A 16,785-nucleotide genomic window follows, 5' to 3' on the forward strand; every position below is an offset into this window, starting at 1 on the left:
GTCCTTGTCGGAGTCGGCGAGGACCCCGGAGACAGACCCCGGGGGCCCCTGGATCAGTCGGTCGTCGGGGCGGCCAGGTGGGCGAAGGCGGCCAGGTTGCGGGTGGACTCCCCGCGCTTGGTCCGCCACTCCCACTCGCGCCGGATCGCCGAGGCGAAGCCCAGCTCCAACAGCGTGTTGAAGGGCTCGTCGGCGTTCTCCAGCACCGTCCCGAGCAGCCGGTCCACGGCCGGCGGGGTGAGCGACTCCAGCGGCAGGCGACCGGCCAGGTAGACGTCGCCGAGCTGGTCGATCGCGTACGCGACGCCGTACAGCCGGGTGTTGCGCTCCAGCAGCCAGCGGTAGACGGCCTCGTGGTTCTCGTCGGGGCGGCGGATCACGAAGGCGTTCACCGACAGGGTGTGGTCGCCGACCCGCAGGGCGCAGGTGGTGCTCAGCTTGCGGGTGCCCGGGAGGGTCGCCACCAGCGTGTACGGGTCGGTGGCGGCCGGCTCCCAGGCCACCCCGGCTTCGTCCAGGGCGGTGCGCAGGAGGGTCAGGGCCTCGTCCTTGGTGCGGATTGCCATGGGGGTGACGTTACTCGCCAGTACCGGAAAAGCGCAGCCGGTGGAGCGCAGGGCGCGGCCCGGCACCGCGCGGCAGGCCGGGCTCGGCGCGGGCTCAGACCGAGCGGCGGAGAGCCCCGGCCAGTCGGCCGGCCGGGCGGGCCATGCTGCCGGCGTACACCTCCGCGGTGGTCGCCGCGGCGGTGTCCCAGCCGAAGGCGGCCGCGTGCCGGGCCGCCGCAACGCCGCGCCGGGCCACCAGCGCCCGGTCGGTGACGTACGGCTCCAGCGCGCGGGCCCACGCCAGCGGGTCGTGGCCGTTCACCAGGGTGCCGGTCTCGCCGTCCCGCACCGCGATCGGCAGACCGCCGACCGAGGCCGCCACTACCGGGGTGCCACAGGCCTGCGCCTCCAGCGCGACCAGCCCGAAGGACTCGCTGTACGACGGCATCACCAGGGCCGTCGCCGCGCGGTACCAGTCCGCGAGCCGGGCCTGGCCGACCGGTGGGTGGAACCGCACCACGTCGCCGATGCCCAGCTGGGCGGCCAGCTTGTGCAGGCTCTCCGGCCGGGCCAGCCCGGTGCCGGACGGACCGCCGACCACCGGCACCACCAGGCGCTCGCGCAGCTCCGGACTGCGCTCCAGCAGCGCGGCGACCGCCCGCAGCAGCACGTCCGGTGCCTTCAGCGGCTGGATCCGACCGGCGAACAGCAGCACGGCGGCGTCCTGCGGCAGGCCCAGCCGGGCCCGGGCGGCGGCCGCGGCCGGCGGGCCGCCGGGGCGGAAGACGTCCAGGTTCACCCCGGGGTGGACGACGGCCAGCTGGTCCGGCCGGGCGCCGTAGTGCAGCGCCAGCTCGGCGGCCTCCTCGGTGGTGTTGGCGATCAGCCGGTCGGCCGCCTCGACCACCTGGGTCTCGCCGATCACCCGGGCCGCGGGCTCGGGCGTGTCGCCCTCGGCCAGCGCGGCGTTCTTCACCTTCGCCATGGTGTGCATGGTGTGCACCAGCGGCACCCCCCAGCGCTGCGCGGCCAGCCAGCCGACCTGCCCGGAGAGCCAGTAGTGCGAGTGCACCAGGTCGTAGTGGCCGGGGCGGTGGCCGGCCTCGGTGCGCAGCACCCCGTGGGTGAAGGCGCACAGCTGGGCCGGCAGGTCCTCCTTGACCAGCCCCTCGTACGGCCCGGCGGTGACGTGCCGGACCAGCACGCCCGGGGCCAGCTCGACGGTCGGCGCGTCGTCCGAGCAGATCGACCGGGTGAAGACCTCGACCTCGATGTTGAGCTCGGCCAGGCGCTTGGCCAGCTCGACGATGTAGACGTTCATCCCGCCGGCGTCCCCGGTGCCGGGCTGGTGCAGCGGCGAGGTGTGCACGCTCAGCATGGCTATGCGGCGCGGGCGGCGGCGACCCGGGACGAACGGCTGGAGCCGCCCGCGCGCGGGTGCGGCCGACTGGGCACGGCGTACCGAACGGACGGGGTGCTGGATCACCTGGCTGAAGCCTCCTCGTGTGCGGCCCGTCTCGGCGGTCCGCGTGAACGGGCCGCCGCATGTCCGGTGTGCGCTGCCCCGTCCGGGCACACAACACCACCAGTGTGCCAACCACGCGGCAACCGTCCGGCATTCCCGGTCCGGGCGGTGAGATGGCGGGGACCGACCGGCTCCCCCGGCCGACGCGGCAGCCGCGCTGGTCAGGGGCGGTGCCGCCGCCGTCCCGACTACCCTTCTGGGCATGGCTGCCTCCTTCGACCCCGCGACCACCGCGCCCGCCCGCGGGCGGACCGGCCGTCCGGTGGGGACCGTCACCCGGGGCACCACCAACACCAACCGGCTGCGCCGGATGGACCGCTGGATCGCGCACACCCTGGGCCGTACGCTGCGCGCCGCCGAGCGGCCTCCGGTGGCGGTCGACCTCGGCTACGGCGCGGCGCCCTGGACGGCCGTGGAGCTGGCCGGGCGGCTGCGCGCGGTGCGGCCGGACGTCCGGGTGGTCGGGATCGAGATCGAGCCGGAGCGGGTCACGGCCGCGCTGCCGTACGCCGAGCCGCCGCTGCTCACCTTCCGGCGCGGCGGTTTCGAGGTGCCGCTGGACGGCGGCGCGCCGGCCCAGCTGATCCGGGCGGCCAATGTGCTGCGGCAGTACGAGGAGTCGGCGGTGGCCGGGGTGTGGGAGCGGCTGTGCGCCCGGCTGGCCCCGGACGGGTTGCTGGTCGAGGGCACCTGCGACGAGATCGGGCGGCGGCACGTCTGGGTCGCGCTCGGCCCGGAGGGGCCCCGGACGGTGACCTTCGCGGCCCGGCTCGGCGGCCTGGAGCAGCCCTCCGACCTGGCCGAACGGCTGCCGAAGGCGCTGATCCACCACAACGTGCCGGGCCGGCCGGTGCACTCCTTCCTGACCGAGTTCGACCGGGCCTGGGCGGCCGCCGCGCCGTACGGGGCGTTCGGGGCGCGGCAGCGCTGGGTGGCGGCGTGCACGGCGCTGGCGGGCAGCTGGCCGCTGGTGGACCCGCGCGGGCGGTGGCGGCAGGGCGAGGTCACGGTGCCCTGGACGGCGCTCGCGCCGTAGTCACGCGCCCCCGGCTCCGGTGGGCGGCGCGCCCCGGCTCCGGCGACCGAAGCACTGCAGCTCTGGTGAGCGATGCGCTGCATTCACTCGAACGAGTTATCGAATATCTCTGGCGTGTTGACGCCCCGTCACGCCACGATGGAGGTCGCTGAGCGGCGCCACCACACGCCGCCCAGCGCCCGTCACGCCCAGTTGCGCACCGCCGTCAGCCGCCCTGGCCGAGCAGCTCCCCCAGGGCCCGTTCGAACACCTCGTACATCTCCGACCCGAACAGCACGAACCGCACCTCCGCCAGCTCCGCGCCCGCGCGCGCGTCGCCGCCGTCCAGCACCCGGGCGACGGTGCCGAGCCCGATCCGGGCCGCATCCGCCGGCGGCCAGCCGAAGATCCCGGCCGACACCGCCGGGAAGGCCACCGTGGCCGCCCCCAACTCCGCCGCCACGCGCAGCGACTCGCGATAGCAGGAGGCCAGCAGCTCAGCCCGCTCCTCGTACTCCTCCGCCAGGTACACCGGCCCGACGGTGTGCACCACCCACCGGGCCGGCAACCGCCCGGCCGTGGTCGCCACCGCGCGCCCGGTGGGCAGCCCCTTGCCCCAGTGCGAGGCCCGCAGCCGGCGGCACTCCTCCAGAATCAGCGGCCCGCCCCTGCGGTGGATCGCGCCGTCCACACCGCCACCGCCCAGCAAGGACGAGTTGGCGGCGTTCACCACCGCGTCCACCCGCTGTTCCGTGATGTCACCCTCGACCAGGGTGATCCGCATCACCATCACCTGTCCCCTTCCCCGGGCCCTCCCGGCAGCCGCCGGGCGGGGATCCGAGCCGTCGCCCGAGTCCGATCACCACACCGCCACCGGCGTGGCAATAACCACAACGGCGCCGGTCGGCCAGAGAAATCCCCGGAGATCACGTTATGGTCGCGAGAAGTTCCCCGACGCGAGGTGCCAGGAGGGCACTGCGGACGGACGCCGGCCGTTACGCAGTCGGGGAAAGGGAGGAACCACCGATGCCCGCAACGGGAGACGGGCGGGCACCTGGTGCCGCGGACCTGCCGGGCGCCCATGACGGCGCCCCCGTCGGCCATGCCCGTAAGCACCCGGCGACGACGGGTCCGGCGACGGCGGTTCCCCCGATACCTCACCCCCGGTCGCAGGCGGTCCCGGCCGCGCACGGCGTGCGGCACCCGTCGCCCACGGCCGACGCGGGAAACGCTCCGGCACCGGGTGACGGGCCCGCCGACGGCGGCGCCGCACCGCTGCGGCTGCTGGTCATCGAGGACGACGCCTCGGACGCCCAGCTGATCAAGGCCGCGGTCGCCGACAGCGGCACCTCGATCGAGATCCACTGGGCCCGCGGTCTCGACCAGGCCACCCGACTGCTGGCCCAGACCGCGCCCGCCGCCCGACGCGGGCGCCCCCGCGGCCCCGGGTTCGGCTGCGTGCTGCTCGACCTGGCCTCCCCCGCCGACCTACCGCACCCCTCCGACGCCTCGGACGGCCTGGAAGGCCTGCACGAGCTGCTCCGCCGTGCCCCGCACATCCCGGTCGTGGTGCTCACCGACGCCGCCGGGGCCGAACTCGGCGCCGCCGCCGTCGCCGCCGGCGCCCAGGACTTCCTGCTCAAACACGAGACCGACGGCCCGCTGCTGGCCCGCGCACTGCGCTACGCCGTCGAACGCAAGCGCGCCGACGAGTCCCAGCGCCGCCTGGTCGAGGCCGAGCTGCGCGGCCAGGAGAACGCCCGCCTCCAGCGCCACCTGCTGCCCACCCCGCTGCTGGACGGCGCCGGGCTCTCCTTCACCCGGCGCTACCGCCCCGGCCGCCGCCGCGCCCTGCTCGGCGGCGACTTCTACGACGCCGTGCGCACCGACGACGGCACCGTCCACGTCGTGATCGGCGACGTCTGCGGCCACGGCCCGGACGAGGCGGCGCTCGGCGTCGCGCTCCGGATAGCGTGGCGCACCCTGGTCTTCGCGGGCCTCACCGGCGAAGCCCTGCTCACCACCCTCCAGCACGTACTGGAGCACGAACGGCGCAGCGACGAGATCTTCGCGACGCTCTGCATGCTGGTCATCGAGCCCGGCGGCACCGACACCGAGCTCGACGCACTCGGCACCGGCGAACGGGCCCGGCTCTACCTCGCCGGGCACCCGGCCCCGCTGCTGCTCGGCCGCGACCACGCCCCCTTGTCCCTGCCCGCCGACCTCGCCGGTCCCGCGCTCGGCCTGCTGCCCTGTCACGACGGGGAGGCCGCCTGGCCCGCGCACGAGCTCGACCTCCGGCCCGGCTGGCGGCTGCTGCTCTACACCGACGGACTGATCGAGGGCCGGGTCGGGGCCGGGTCCCGCCGCCTCGGGCAGGACGGGCTGGCCGACCTGATCGCCGACCACCAGTCCGCCGGACTGACCCGGGGCCGGCTGGTCGACAACGCGATCGCCGAGGTCGAGGAACTGAACGGCGGCGCGCTGACCGACGATGTCGCGGTGCTGCTGCTGGAGCGCAATCCGGTGCAGTTGATCCTCGGCTGATTCCCCGGCTGGTTCCCGGCTGCTCCCGGCTGAGCGGCCCTTGCGGAAACGCCGCAGCCCGGGCGGGTGAACTCCCGTCCCGGGCTGCGGCGTTGTCCTCCGCTTCGACTGTTGCGGCCTACCAGGGGCCGTACGGGCCGGTGTTGCTGCGGCCGCCCCGCCCGGTGCCACCGGTCAGCGCCCGGATCGCCGGGCGGACGTCCACCACGTAGACGATCGAGGCGACCAGGCCGACCAGGGTCCCGATGCTGCCGAGGAAGTTCGCCCCGAACAGCAGGTCCCACCCGAAGCTGATCCCGAGGACGGCCAGCCAGAACCCCTTGGTCTTCTTGTCCGCCGCCCGGTAGGCGTCCTCGCGGCGGGTGGCCGCGTCGAGCAGCGCGAAGAGCTTGTAGCCCAGGATGGCCACGGCCATCCACCAGAACGGGTTCAGGTAGGAAAAGGCCAGGATCTGGAACACTCCGGTCATCGCGATCTCCTACGTCTCTCGGCTTGCCGCACCCCGGCCGTCGCCCATCCTGGCACGGCGACCGTCCGCAATGCTGTCAACGTCCCGCCGTCAGCGGATGTGCCCCGCCGTGCGGGCGCGGGTCAGTCCGTCTGGTCGGGGGGGCTGCTCTTCTTGGCCCGGGCGGACTTCTTCGAGCCGGGCTCGGCGGCGTCCTCGACCGGTTCGACCTCGACGGGCTGCTCACCGAGTTCGGCCGTCGGCTGGGTGGCGCCGTCCTGCGGACGGGTCTTGTCGACCACGACCTTGCCGCGCTCGGCCAGCTCGTCGTAGGTCTCCTTGGCCTTCACGGCCAACTCGACCGCGCGGGCCACCTGCTGGAGGGCGAAGTCCTGGGCCCGCTCCTGCAGGGCCTTCAGATCGGCGGGGAGGGCGGTGACGGCCTCGGTGACCTTGGCGGGTGCCCCGACCAGCAGCTCCTGCGCCTCGTGCAGCTTGGCGGTGGCCTTGTCCTGCGCGCCCTTGCGGTCCGCCGCCAGCGCCTCGACCCTGCCCGGCACCTCGCGCAGTTTCTCGTAGGCGAGGTCCCCGGCCCCGGCCAGGGCGTACAGCGGGGTCGGGTCGGTGAGGGTCTTCTTGATGTCGTCGGTGATCGGCATGGTTACCGGTCCTCCCGGGGGGTGTTCTGGATGGTTGCGGCGTCGGTCGTCGGACCGGAGGCCGAAGCGGCGTTCTCCTTGAGGAAGGCGTCGTAGACCGCGAGCAGCGCCTGCTTCTGCTGCTCGTTGATCAGCGGATCGGCCAGGATCGAGGCCCTGAGCTCCAGGCCCTCGCCCCGCCGCTCCTCCAGAATCCCGGCCTGGACGTAGAGCGTCTCCGCCGATATCCGCAGCGCCTTCGCGATCTGCTGCAGGATCTCCGCGCTCGGCTTGCGCAACCCTCGCTCGATCTGGCTGAGGTACGGGTTGGACACGCCGGCGGCCTCAGCCAGCTGGCGCAGCGAGTACTGCGCGCTGCGGCGTTGCTCGCGGATGTACTCGCCCAGCGAGCCGACGTTCAGTGAGGCCATGGGGACAGGGTGCAGCAGGGTGCTTGCAATTGCAAGCAGGGTGTTAGCCGGTGGCAAGCGGGAGGTTTGTGGGGGGTGGGCTCTCGGGAGGGTGGGTGCGGGGCGTCCCTCTCGCTAGAGGGGTAGTGGGGGTGGGTGGGTCCAGGGCGGGGGTTAGGCCAGGTGGGCGAGGAGGAGGGCGGTGAGCTGGTCGGGGGTACGGAGGGGGAGGTAGTGGTCGGCGTTCGGGAGCACGTGGTGGTGGGCGCCGGGGAGGTGGTGTTCGCTGGTGATGCGGCGGGTGGCGTTCTCCCGCACCATCGTTTCGATCAGCCCTCCGCCGGGTGCGGTGTGGCCGAGGGCGGCCCAGACGGACAGTTCCAGGTCCGCGAGCGCTGTCGCGTCGCCTTGGCGGCGGGCTTCGGCGCAAGCGGAGGTTTCCGGGGACGGCGGCCAGTCGTGGCCGCTGACGGAGGCGCCTACGAGGGCCAGGGCGGTGACCCGTTCCGGGTGGGCGAGGGTGAAGTCCAGTGCGGTCTCGCCGCCCATGCTCAGGCCGACCAGGGCGGCGCGGTCGAGGCCGAAGTGGTCCAGGACGGCGCGCAGGTCCTCGACGTCGTCGAAGGTCCGCTCCGGGGGCGCGGACCGGCCGAGGCCGCGGGCGTCGTAGCGGATCACGTCGTGGTGGCGGGACAGCTCGGGGGCTACGGCGTCCCACAGGCGGGAATCCATGCCGGAGCCGTGCAGCAGCACCACCGGGCGGCCGGCGCCGCGGCGTTCGGCCCACAGGTGGCCGCCGTCGGGGGTCTGGACTTCGGAGTCGGTGCCCATGCGGAGGATCCTTGCAGAGCCGCTTCAGGAGCGGAGTTCGCGCGGGGCGGCGTTGACGGCGGCGGGTTGCCGGGTGTGCGGGCCGGGAGTTACCCGGCGTCTGGGAGGCGGACGGGCATCAGGACGGAGAAGGTGCCCGCCCGGCCGGGGGTGCGGATGGCGAGCGGGGCGATCGGGCCCCCGAGTTCGAGCAGGAGCTGCTCGGGGTGGCCGGCGCGGAGGGCGTCGAGGAGGAAGTCGCGGTTGACGGCGACCTGGACCTGCCGGGCCGCGAGGTCGGCGGCGACGGCGAGGCGTCCGTCCTCGGTGAGGGTCAGGACGGTGACCGCGCAGTCGGTGCCCTGGGGGCCGGAGGGGAGGGTGCGGGTGGCGCCGGTCTCGACGGCGGCGCGCAGTTCGGCGGCGGGCAGGGTGATCCGGTGCTGCGGGTCGAGCCGGGTGAGGGCGCGGTGGTCGGGGTAGTCGAAGTCCAGCGCGGCGCCCTCGATCCTGTGGCCGCCGACCTCGGCGCGGAAGTGGCCGTCGGCCAGGGTGAGGGCCGCCTGGGTGGCGTCGGCCGCGAGCAGGGCGCGCAGGGCGTCCACCAGTGCGGTCGGGACGATGGTGCCGGCGGTCGGCTGGTCGGGTGTGCCGGTGGCGGGTACTTCGGCGAAGGCCATTCGGTAGCGGTCGGTGGCGACCAGGCGCAGCACCGGGCCGTCCGGTTCGAACAGCACCCCGGCGAGGGAGGGCAGTTCGGGGTCTCCGCCGACCGCGAAGCGGACCGCGTCCAGGGCGGCGGCCAGGCCGTCGGCGGGGACGGTGGCGGGGGTCCACCCGGCCGAACGCCGGGGGACGGGCCCGGCGGGGGTGGTGGTCATCGGCTGCTCCCTCTGCTCGATCATCGTGCGGATCAGGGAGAGCTCGCGGCGGGCGTCGGCCAGGCCGTCCTCCAGCCGGCGCAGGTGCGCGTCGAGGACCTGTCGGGCCTCGACGCCGCCGGGGCCGGCGCCGAGCACGGCGCGGATGCCGGCCAGCGGCAGGCCGACCCTGCGCAGCCGGGCCAGCAGCCGGGCGTCGGCGAGTTGGCCGGGCCGGTACCAGCGGTAGCCGGCGTGCGGGTCGACCCAGGCCGGGGTGAGCACCTCGGCGCCGTCGTAGTAGCGCAGGGTGCCGACGCCCAGGCCGCTGGCGCGGGCCAGCTCACCGATGCTGTGCAGCTCGCTCTCCATGCCGATGACTCTCCGGGCTCGACCTGGTCGAGGGTCAAGCGAGGTGGGCGAGCTTCTCGGGGTTGCGGACGGCGCGGATCGCGGAGATCAGCGGTTCGCCGCCCGGCCCCTCGGCGAAGTCGAGGACCGAGACGGAGTCGACCGCGCCGTTCACGGTGACCAGCACACCGGGTTCGCCGTTGACCAGGACCGGGCGGGCGCCCGCGCCCTCGCCCAGCCTGTGGAGCACGCCGAGGATGAAGCGGGCGACCTTCTCGGCGCCGGTGATCGGCCGCAGCGCGGCGGTGATCACGCCGCCGCCGTCGTTCCAGGAGGTGACGTCGGGGGCCAGCAGTTCCAGCATCCGGTTGAGGTCGCCTCCGACGCAGGCGGCCAGGAACTCGTCGGTGGCCCGGCGGCGCAGCTCGGGCGGGGCGTCGTAGCGGGGGCGGCGGGCGCGGACGTGCGCCCGGGCCCGGCTGCCGACCTGGCGGCAGGCCGCCTCGGTGCGGTCCAGGGCCTCGGCGATCTCCAGGTAGGAGAAGCCGAAGGCCTCCTTGAGGACGAACACCGCCCGTTCCAGCGGGGACAGACTCTCCAGCACCACCAGCAGGGCGAGCGACACGGTCTCGGCGCGTTCGACGCCGTCGGTCGCGTCCGGCTCGGTGACCAGCGGCTCGGGCAGCCAGGGGCCGACGTAGGACTCGCGGCGGACGGCGGCCGAGTCCAGCCGGTTGAGGGCGAGGTTGGTGACCGTACGGGCCAGGTAGCCGCCGGGGCTGGCGACCTGGCTCCAGCGCAGCCAGGTGTCCTGGACCAGGTCCTCGGCGTCGGCGACACTGCCGAGCATCCGGTAGGCGATGCCGAAGACCATCCGCCGGTGCTGCTCGAAGTCGGCGAGGCGGGTGTCTGAAGTGTCGGTCACCCTCGGGACGTTACCGCAGGGTAGGGGTGGGCGGTTCAGCTGCGGAAGGTGTCGTACGCGGGGGCGAGCAGGGTGGCGAGGTCGCGGCCGTGCACGGTGATGCCGGAGCGGCCGAGGCGGCGCAGCGAGGGTTCGTCGGGATCCTCGTCCGGCCGGTCGGGGCGCAGGGTGAAGTCGCCGCGCCAGTAGGCGGAGATGTTGACCACGGGGGCCTTGGGCTGTTGCGGTCGGTCGGTCACGATTCCTCCTCGGCGACGGCGTCCTCTCGGGTGAGGGCGACCAGTTCGCGCAGCGCCTCGACCGGCAGGTCGGTCAGCCAGTGCTCCCCCTCGCCCACCACGGTGTCGGCCAAGGTGCGTTTGGCGGTGAGGAGTTCGTCGATCCGCTCCTCGACGGTGCCGACGCAGACCAGGCGGCGGACCTGGACGTCCCGGCGCTGGCCGATCCGGAAGGCGCGGTCGGTGGCCTGCTCCTCGACCGCCGGGTTCCACCAACGGTCCAGGTGGATCACCTGGTTGGCAGCGGTCAGGTTGAGTCCGGTGCCGCCGGCTCGCAGCGAGAGCAGGAACACCCTTGGCCCGTCCTGGGACTGGAAGCGCTGGACCAGTTCCTCGCGGCGGGCGCGGGGAACGCCTCCGTGCAGGTGGAGCACCTCCTCGCCGAGTCGGCGTTCCAGGTACGGGCGCAGCATGGTGCCGAACTCGGCGTACTGGGTGAAGACCAGTGTCCGGTCACCCTCGGCCAGCGCCTCCTCCAGCAGTTCGGCGAGCCGGGCGACCTTGCCCGAGCGTTCGCCCAACGGCGAGCCGTCGTGCAGCAGTTGGGCCGGGTGGTTGCAGACCTGCTTGAGCTTGCCGATCGCGGCCAGCACGGTGCCGCGCCGCTCCACGCCCCGGATGCCCTCGACCCGCTGCAGCAGGTCGGCGACCACGGCCTGGTAGAGCCCGGCCTGCTCGGCGGTGAGGTTGCACCAGACGGTCATCTCCTGCTTGGCGGGCAGTTCGGCCGCCACCGCCGGATCGGACTTGAGTCGGCGCAGTACGAACGGGGAGGTGCGGCGCCGGAGTTCGGCGGTGCGCTCGGGGCTGCGGTGCAGTTCGACCGGGATCGCGTAGCGCTCCTTGAAGCGCTCGGCCGGGCCGAGCAGGCCGGGGTTGGCGAAGTCCAGCACGGCGTGCAGGTCGGCGAGCCGGTTCTCCACCGGGGTGCCGGTCAGGGCGATCCGGTGGCGGGTGACGGACAGGGCGCGGATCGCCCGGGACTGCGCGGTGCCGGGGTTCTTGATGTGCTGCGCCTCGTCGGCGACCACCCGGCGCCAGCGGATCGCGCGCAGCGCGGCGAGGTCGCGCTGGACCAGCCCGTAGGTGGTGATGACCAGGTCCACGCCCCGTACGGCTTCGGCGAGTCGATCGGCACCGAGGCGGCCGGTGCCGTGGTGGACGTGGCGCCGCAGGCCGGGGGCGAAGCGTTCGGCCTCACGCTGCCAGTTGCCGACCAGGGACATCGGGCAGACCAGCAGGGTCGGGCCGGTTGCTCCCGCGGCGTGTTCCGCGGCCAGCAGGGCGAGGGTCTGGACGGTCTTGCCGAGGCCCATGTCGTCGGCCAGTACGGCGCCGAGGCCGAGCCCGGACATCGTCCGCAGCCAGGCCAGGCCGCGCCGCTGGTACGGGCGCAGTTCGGCGCGGAAGTCCGGTGGCAGCGCCGGGTTTTCGGGGCCGGCCGGGTCGGCGGCGGTGCGTCCGGCGAGCAGGTCGCCGAGCGGGCCGTCCGCGCGGACGGCGGTGACCGGCAGTCCGGCGGCCGTCGCCTCGGGGTCGAGGGCGAGCCGCAGCAGGTCGGCGGCGGCCAGCACGCCGTCACGCTGTTCGCTGAGGAAGGCGAGCGCGGCGGCGATCTGCGTCGGGTCGGCTTCCAGCCAGGTGCCGCGGACCCGCACCAGGCCCTGCTTGGCGGCGGCGAGTTCGGCGAGTTCCTGTTCGGTGAGCGGGGTGCCGTCCGGGCCGAGGGCGACCTGCCAGCGGAAGGCGACCACGGCGTCCCGGTCGACCTGGCTGGTGACGGCGAGGGTGCCGGGCGCGGGCGGGGTGGTGACCCGCAGGGCGAGCCCGAGTCGGGGGCGGCGGCGCCACCAGGCGGGCAGCAGCACGCCGAAGCCGCTCTCGGCGAGGGCGGGCGCGACGGTGCGCAGGAAGTCCAGCGCGCCGGCCCGGTCGAGCGGGAGGGCGGACGGGCGGGAGCGGTGGCGCAGCCCGTCCAGGGCGGGCCAGCGGTGGGCGGCGCGGGCGAGTTCGGCGACCAGGACGTCGGCCGGGTCGGCGGCCTTGCGGGCGAGTGTGGCGTGCGCGGCGCCGCCCTCGTGCAGGTCGGCGGCGCGGACGAGCAGGGAGGGCTCGTCGACGGCCTGGAGCAGGAACTCCAGCTGCCAGGCGTCGTCGGAGGGGCGGCCCTCGGGGTCGTCCGGGTCGGGGCCGAGCGGTTCGAGCAGGCGGAAGCAGAGCCGCAGCGCGGGTTCGGCGGGTTCGGCGGCGGCGTACCAGGCGTCGATCCGGCGGCGCAGTTCGGCGAACTCCTCGGCCGGGACGTCGACGAGTTCGCCGGAGGGGGTGCCGAGGGCGTGCAGCCACCGGTCGGCGGCGGAGGTGTCGGCGGCGGGGAAGGGCCGGTCGGCCAGTGCGGCGCGGGCCTCGGCGTCCACCAGGGCGCCGAGGGCGGCGTCCAGCAGTGCCTCGCCCGTTCCGGCGCCGTCGGGCCACTCCCCCAGCAGAACGGGCGGGCAGCCCGCCGCCAGCGCGGCGGCTTCCCGGCGCCCGGCCGGGGTGGGGTCGGGCCGCCAGCGGGCCTGCGGGCGGCCGTCGGTCGACACCGGCCGCGGCAGCAGCCGGCCGCGGCCGACCGCCCGCCAGGCGAGGTCGTGCACCGCGGTGAGCCAGCGCAGCGAGGGCCCGTACACCACCTCGACCCGACCGGCGCCGGGCAGGTCGGTGCCGGTGACGGCCCAGTGCGGATCGTGCACCTCGCCGAGCAGTTGGGCGGCGGCCGCGGCGTCGAAGAGCAGTGCCGGGACCCGCCAGGGGGTGAGGACGGCGCCGCCGCGCGGTGGGGTGACCGGCAGGTCCGGCGAGGGGGCGGGCAGGGTGCCGACGGTGGGCAGCAGCAGGGTGGCCCAGCGTTCGGGGGCCTGCCCGGCGAGCCAGCCGAGGCCGGGCCCGATGCCGCCGAGTACGGCGGCCAGTTCTCCGGCCGGGCAGGCGTAGGGGTGGGCGCGCGGGGCGGGCCGGCCGGGCTGCGGTTCGGCGGCGCCGGGGTGGGCGCGGGCGTCCTCGGCCCAGAGGGCCAGCCGTCCGTCCGCCCGCCAGAGCGCGTGCAGGACGAACATGTGGGGCCTCTCGGGGCGGGGAACCGTTCTTCGCAGCCTAACGGGGCGGTCCGACAGCGGCCGTCGGGCGCTCGGGCAGCCGCCGTCGGGCGCTCGGGCAACGGCCGTCGGGCCGCCGCGCTGGGCCGTTCGGGTGATCCGGAAGAAAGCCGCGAACCTGTGGTTGAAATTTGAACGACAGCGGCATACGCTGGAGCCAAGAAGTTGAAGCCTAAACAAATGGCTTCGAACCCGAGGAGGAGCCATGGGCCTGTTCAACCGCACCAAGACCGCCACCACCGCCCCCGTCGCCGTCCGGACCACGGCCGGCCCGGACCTGTCGCACCTGACCGGCGACTGGGCGATCGACGCCATGCACAGCGAGATCGGCTTCTCGGTCCGCCACGCGATGGTCACCAACGTCAAGGGCCGCTTCACCGAGTACGACGGCAAGCTGCGCCTCGACGGTGCCACGCCGGGCAACTCCTCGGCCGACCTGGTGATCAAGGTCGCCAGCATCGACACCAACCAGGCCCAGCGCGACGAGCACCTGCGCACCGGCGACTTCTTCGCCGCCGACACCTACCCGGAGATCCGCTTCCGCAGCACCTCCACCGAGCTGCTCGGTGACGACTCCTACCGGATGGTCGGCGAGCTCACGATCAAGGACACCACCCGCCCGGTGATCCTCGACCTGGAGTTCACCGGCAGCGCCACCGACGCCTACGGCGCCGAGCGGGTCGGCTTCGAGGGCAAGACGGTCGTGGACCGCACCGACTTCGGCCTGACCTACAACGCGGCCCTGGAGACCGGCGGCGTGCTGATCGGCGAGAAGGTCAAGCTCAGCTTCGACATCTCCGCCGTCAAGGCGGCCTGACCCGGCCGTCCACGGCCCCGGCGGCCCCTGCTGCCGCCCACCGACCGCCGCCCCTGCCCATCCCCCCGGGGCAGGGGCGGCGTCCTATGCCCCCACGAGCGTCGCGTCCGCCGACGGCAGCCAGCTGCCCGCCGGGCGGCGCAACCATCCCTCGGCCGCACCGAGTTCGGCCGCGGCGGCGGCCAGCGCGCGCAGCCCCGGATGGCGCTCTCCGGGCCGGTGCACCAGGCTGACCAGGCTCAGCGGCACCGGCTCCACCAGCGGCACGTTCACCGCCCCCGGGATCCTGGGCCCGCCCACCGTGGTCAGCATCGGGTCGCCGTGCCGGGCGAGGTAGCGGGCGGTCTCGTCCAGACCCACCGGCGGGACGTACGGCGCGGCCGCGGCCAGGCCGTGCTCGCGCAGCAGCCGCTCGCCGAGGTCGGTCCACTCGGTGGTGGCCGGGTTGCCCGCACAGATGTCGACGGGGTGCCCGGCCAGCTCGGCCAGCCGCAGCACCGGGCGGCCGGCCAGCGGATGGGTCCGCGCCATCATCACCGAGACCCGCTCCAACCGCACCGGCAGCTGCGCGAGTTGGCCGCGCACCGGGGCGGGCAGCCCGGCGAAGCGGCCGAACGAGGCGTCCAGCCGGTGCGCCAGCAGCTCGGCGGCGGCCGCGGCCAGGCCGCCGTGGAAGCGGGCCAGCAGATCACCCTCCGACCAGACGTCCCGGGCCCGTTCCAGCACTCGGTCGGCGGTCAGGTCGGGGCCGGTGACATCGCTGTTGAGGTCCAGCAGCAGCGGCCGGGCGGCGGCCCCGGCGCCGGCCTCGGCGAGGATCTCGTCGTGCAGGGCGAGGAGTCGGCGCACCCGGGGCAGCAGCAGCCGCCCGGCCGGGGTGAGCTCGACGCTACGGGTGGTGCGGGTGAACAACGCCTCGCCGAGCAGCCCCTCCAGGGAGCGGACGTCCCGACTGAGCGCCTGCTGGGCGACGTGCAGCCGCTCGGCAGCCCGGCCGAAGTGCAGCGTCTCGGCGGTCGCGAGGAAACCGCGGAGCAGACGGGGGTGCAGGTCACGGGGCATGGGCGGCAGATTAACAACACCGTGTTGTGAGTGCGGCGAAACAGGTGTTGGACGCCCGTCCACCGGCACCGCCAGGCTTGGGGCATCCCCCCGATCCTCCCTGCTCAGGAGCCCGATTGCCCTCGCCTGCCCTCCTCGCCTCCTACCGCCGGCTGTTCTCGGCCCCCGGCGCCGCCGCCTTCACCCTGGCCGGGACGCTCGGCCGGATCGCGCTGTCGATGAACGGCGTCTCGCTGGTGGTGCTGCTCGCCGAACGGCGCGGCTCGTACGCGCTGGCCGGGACGGTCTCGGCGGCCGGGCTGGTCACCGGAGCGATCGGGATGCCGCTGCTCGGACGGCTGGTGGACCGGTACGGGCAGTCGCGGGTGGCCGTGCCGGCCGCGCTGTACAACGTCGTCCCGCTGCTCGCCCTGCTGCTCTGCGTCCGGCTCGGCGCGCCCGACTGGACGCTGTACCTCTGCTGGGCGGCCTGCGCGGCCGCGCCCAACCTCGGCGGCATGGCCCGGGCCCGCTGGGCGCACCTGTACCGGGACGACCCGGCCGCCCGGCACCTGGCCAACTCCTTCGAACAGGCCCTGGACGAGCTCTGCTTCATGGCCGGGCCGGTGCTCGCGATGCTGCTCTGCACGACGCTCGCCCCGGAGGCCGGACTGCTCACCGCCGGCACCCTCGGCACCGTCGGCGCCCTGCTGTTCGCCGCCCAGCGGAGCACCGAACCACCCCTGCCGCCGGCCCCGGCCTCGGTGAAGGAGCGGGCGCACGGCTCCCCGCTGCGGGTGCCCGGGCTGCGGGTGCTGGTGCTGACCTTCCTGGCCACCGGGATGGTCTTCGGCGCGACCGAGATCACCACCGTGGCCTACGCCGACGCGCTCGGCCACAAGGCGGCGGCCGGCGGACTGCTGGCCCTGGTCGCGGCCGGCTCCTGCGCGGCCGGGCTGCTGTTCGGGCTGCTGACCCCGCGTCGGGCGCCCGGTGCGCGCTTCCTGATCGGGGCGGGCGCGATGGCCGGCGTGCTGCTGCTGCCGCTCGCCGCCGGGCTGGGCGGGGCCGGGCTCGGGGTGCTCGGGGTGGCGCTGTTCGCGGCCGGCACCGCCACCGCGCCGACCATGGTGACCGGGATGACGCTGGTCCAGGAGCTGTTGCCGCAGCGGCAGTTCAACGAGGGGATGGCGGTGGCGGTGTCCGGCATCGTGGTGGGCATCTCGGCCGGCGCGGCGCTCGCCGGGACGCTCGCCGAACACGCCGCCCCCGGCACCGGCTACGCCCTGCCGGCCTCCGCCGCCGCGCTCGCCCTGCTGATCGCGCTGACCGGGCGGCGGCACCTGATGGCGCGAAAGCAGCCGCCGGCGGCGCGAAAGGAGCAGGCGCCGGAAAATCCCGAGCGGACTGTCAGTGCCTCCGTCTAACTTCGAGG

At 74.8% G+C, this 16,785-nt stretch carries 16 protein-coding genes; 4 read left to right on the top strand and 12 right to left on the bottom strand.

What is annotated here, in order from left to right:
- Window positions 1–53: 53 nt before the first annotated feature.
- Entirely contained in the window at window positions 54–566 is a 513-nt protein-coding gene (locus ABZW30_RS18355; protein ID WP_355672138.1) for a YbjN domain-containing protein, read from the bottom strand.
- 94 nt (window positions 567–660) lie between these two features.
- Window positions 661–2,034: a D-inositol-3-phosphate glycosyltransferase gene (gene mshA / locus ABZW30_RS18360; protein ID WP_355672139.1), complete on the bottom strand. Its 1,374-nt coding sequence runs from the start codon at window positions 2,032–2,034 to the stop codon at window positions 661–663.
- A 241-nt stretch (window positions 2,035–2,275) separates the two neighbouring features.
- Between mshA and ABZW30_RS18365 the strand changes: the two genes are divergently transcribed.
- Window positions 2,276–3,109: a class I SAM-dependent methyltransferase gene (locus ABZW30_RS18365; protein WP_355672140.1), complete on the top strand. Its 834-nt coding sequence runs from the start codon at window positions 2,276–2,278 to the stop codon at window positions 3,107–3,109.
- A 205-nt stretch (window positions 3,110–3,314) separates the two neighbouring features.
- Here the strand turns inward: ABZW30_RS18365 and ABZW30_RS18370 are convergent, their stop codons facing one another.
- Entirely contained in the window at window positions 3,315–3,878 is a 564-nt protein-coding gene (locus tag ABZW30_RS18370) for an O-acetyl-ADP-ribose deacetylase (protein ID WP_355672141.1), read from the bottom strand.
- Window positions 3,879–4,114: 236 nt separating this feature from the next.
- On the opposite strand from ABZW30_RS18370, the gene ABZW30_RS18375 reads away from it, so the two are divergent.
- The gene (locus ABZW30_RS18375; protein ID WP_355672142.1) at window positions 4,115–5,635 is read left to right on the top strand and encodes a SpoIIE family protein phosphatase; all 1,521 of its coding nucleotides are present in this window, start codon (window positions 4,115–4,117) and stop codon (window positions 5,633–5,635) included.
- 118 nt (window positions 5,636–5,753) lie between these two features.
- Here the strand turns inward: ABZW30_RS18375 and ABZW30_RS18380 are convergent, their stop codons facing one another.
- The 8 genes from ABZW30_RS18380 to ABZW30_RS18415 form a co-directional block, all read right to left on the bottom strand.
- Window positions 5,754–6,104, bottom strand: coding sequence for a DUF2516 family protein (locus ABZW30_RS18380; protein WP_355672143.1), 351 nt, complete (start codon window positions 6,102–6,104; stop codon window positions 5,754–5,756).
- A 122-nt stretch (window positions 6,105–6,226) separates the two neighbouring features.
- Window positions 6,227–6,742, bottom strand: a complete 516-nt coding sequence (locus ABZW30_RS18385) for a hypothetical protein (protein WP_355672144.1) — start codon at window positions 6,740–6,742, stop codon at window positions 6,227–6,229.
- Between the two features lie 2 nt (window positions 6,743–6,744).
- Complete coding sequence (locus tag ABZW30_RS18390; protein ID WP_355672145.1) at window positions 6,745–7,152, bottom strand: helix-turn-helix domain-containing protein; 408 nt, start codon at window positions 7,150–7,152, stop codon at window positions 6,745–6,747.
- Between the two features lie 153 nt (window positions 7,153–7,305).
- Complete coding sequence (locus ABZW30_RS18395) at window positions 7,306–7,962, bottom strand: alpha/beta fold hydrolase (RefSeq protein WP_355672146.1); 657 nt, start codon at window positions 7,960–7,962, stop codon at window positions 7,306–7,308.
- 89 nt (window positions 7,963–8,051) lie between these two features.
- Complete coding sequence (locus ABZW30_RS18400; protein WP_355672147.1) at window positions 8,052–9,173, bottom strand: MerR family transcriptional regulator; 1,122 nt, start codon at window positions 9,171–9,173, stop codon at window positions 8,052–8,054.
- A 34-nt stretch (window positions 9,174–9,207) separates the two neighbouring features.
- Window positions 9,208–10,077: an RNA polymerase sigma-70 factor gene (locus ABZW30_RS18405; RefSeq protein ID WP_355672148.1), complete on the bottom strand. Its 870-nt coding sequence runs from the start codon at window positions 10,075–10,077 to the stop codon at window positions 9,208–9,210.
- 35 nt (window positions 10,078–10,112) lie between these two features.
- Window positions 10,113–10,316 carry a hypothetical protein gene (locus tag ABZW30_RS18410; RefSeq protein WP_355672149.1) on the bottom strand — a complete coding sequence of 68 codons (204 nt, stop codon included), beginning with the start codon at window positions 10,314–10,316 and terminating at the stop codon, window positions 10,113–10,115.
- Window positions 10,313–13,453: an SNF2-related protein gene (locus tag ABZW30_RS18415; protein ID WP_355672150.1), complete on the bottom strand. Its 3,141-nt coding sequence runs from the start codon at window positions 13,451–13,453 to the stop codon at window positions 10,313–10,315. The genes ABZW30_RS18410 and ABZW30_RS18415 overlap by 4 nt, the downstream gene beginning before the upstream one ends.
- 244 nt (window positions 13,454–13,697) lie before the next feature.
- On the opposite strand from ABZW30_RS18415, the gene ABZW30_RS18420 reads away from it, so the two are divergent.
- Window positions 13,698–14,309: a YceI family protein gene (locus ABZW30_RS18420; RefSeq protein WP_355672151.1), complete on the top strand. Its 612-nt coding sequence runs from the start codon at window positions 13,698–13,700 to the stop codon at window positions 14,307–14,309.
- Between the two features lie 84 nt (window positions 14,310–14,393).
- On the opposite strand, the gene ABZW30_RS18425 is transcribed toward ABZW30_RS18420, so the two are convergent.
- Entirely contained in the window at window positions 14,394–15,371 is a 978-nt protein-coding gene (locus tag ABZW30_RS18425; RefSeq protein WP_355672152.1) for a LysR family transcriptional regulator, read from the bottom strand.
- 116 nt (window positions 15,372–15,487) lie between these two features.
- Here ABZW30_RS18425 and ABZW30_RS18430 point away from each other — a divergent pair, with 116 nt between their 5' ends.
- Entirely contained in the window at window positions 15,488–16,777 is a 1,290-nt protein-coding gene (locus tag ABZW30_RS18430) for an MFS transporter (protein WP_355672153.1), read from the top strand.
- Window positions 16,778–16,785: the final 8 nt, after the last annotated feature.

The sequence above is a fragment of the Kitasatospora sp. NPDC004669 genome, from assembly GCF_040609455.1.
In the GTDB taxonomy this organism is placed as follows: domain Bacteria; phylum Actinomycetota; class Actinomycetes; order Streptomycetales; family Streptomycetaceae; genus Kitasatospora.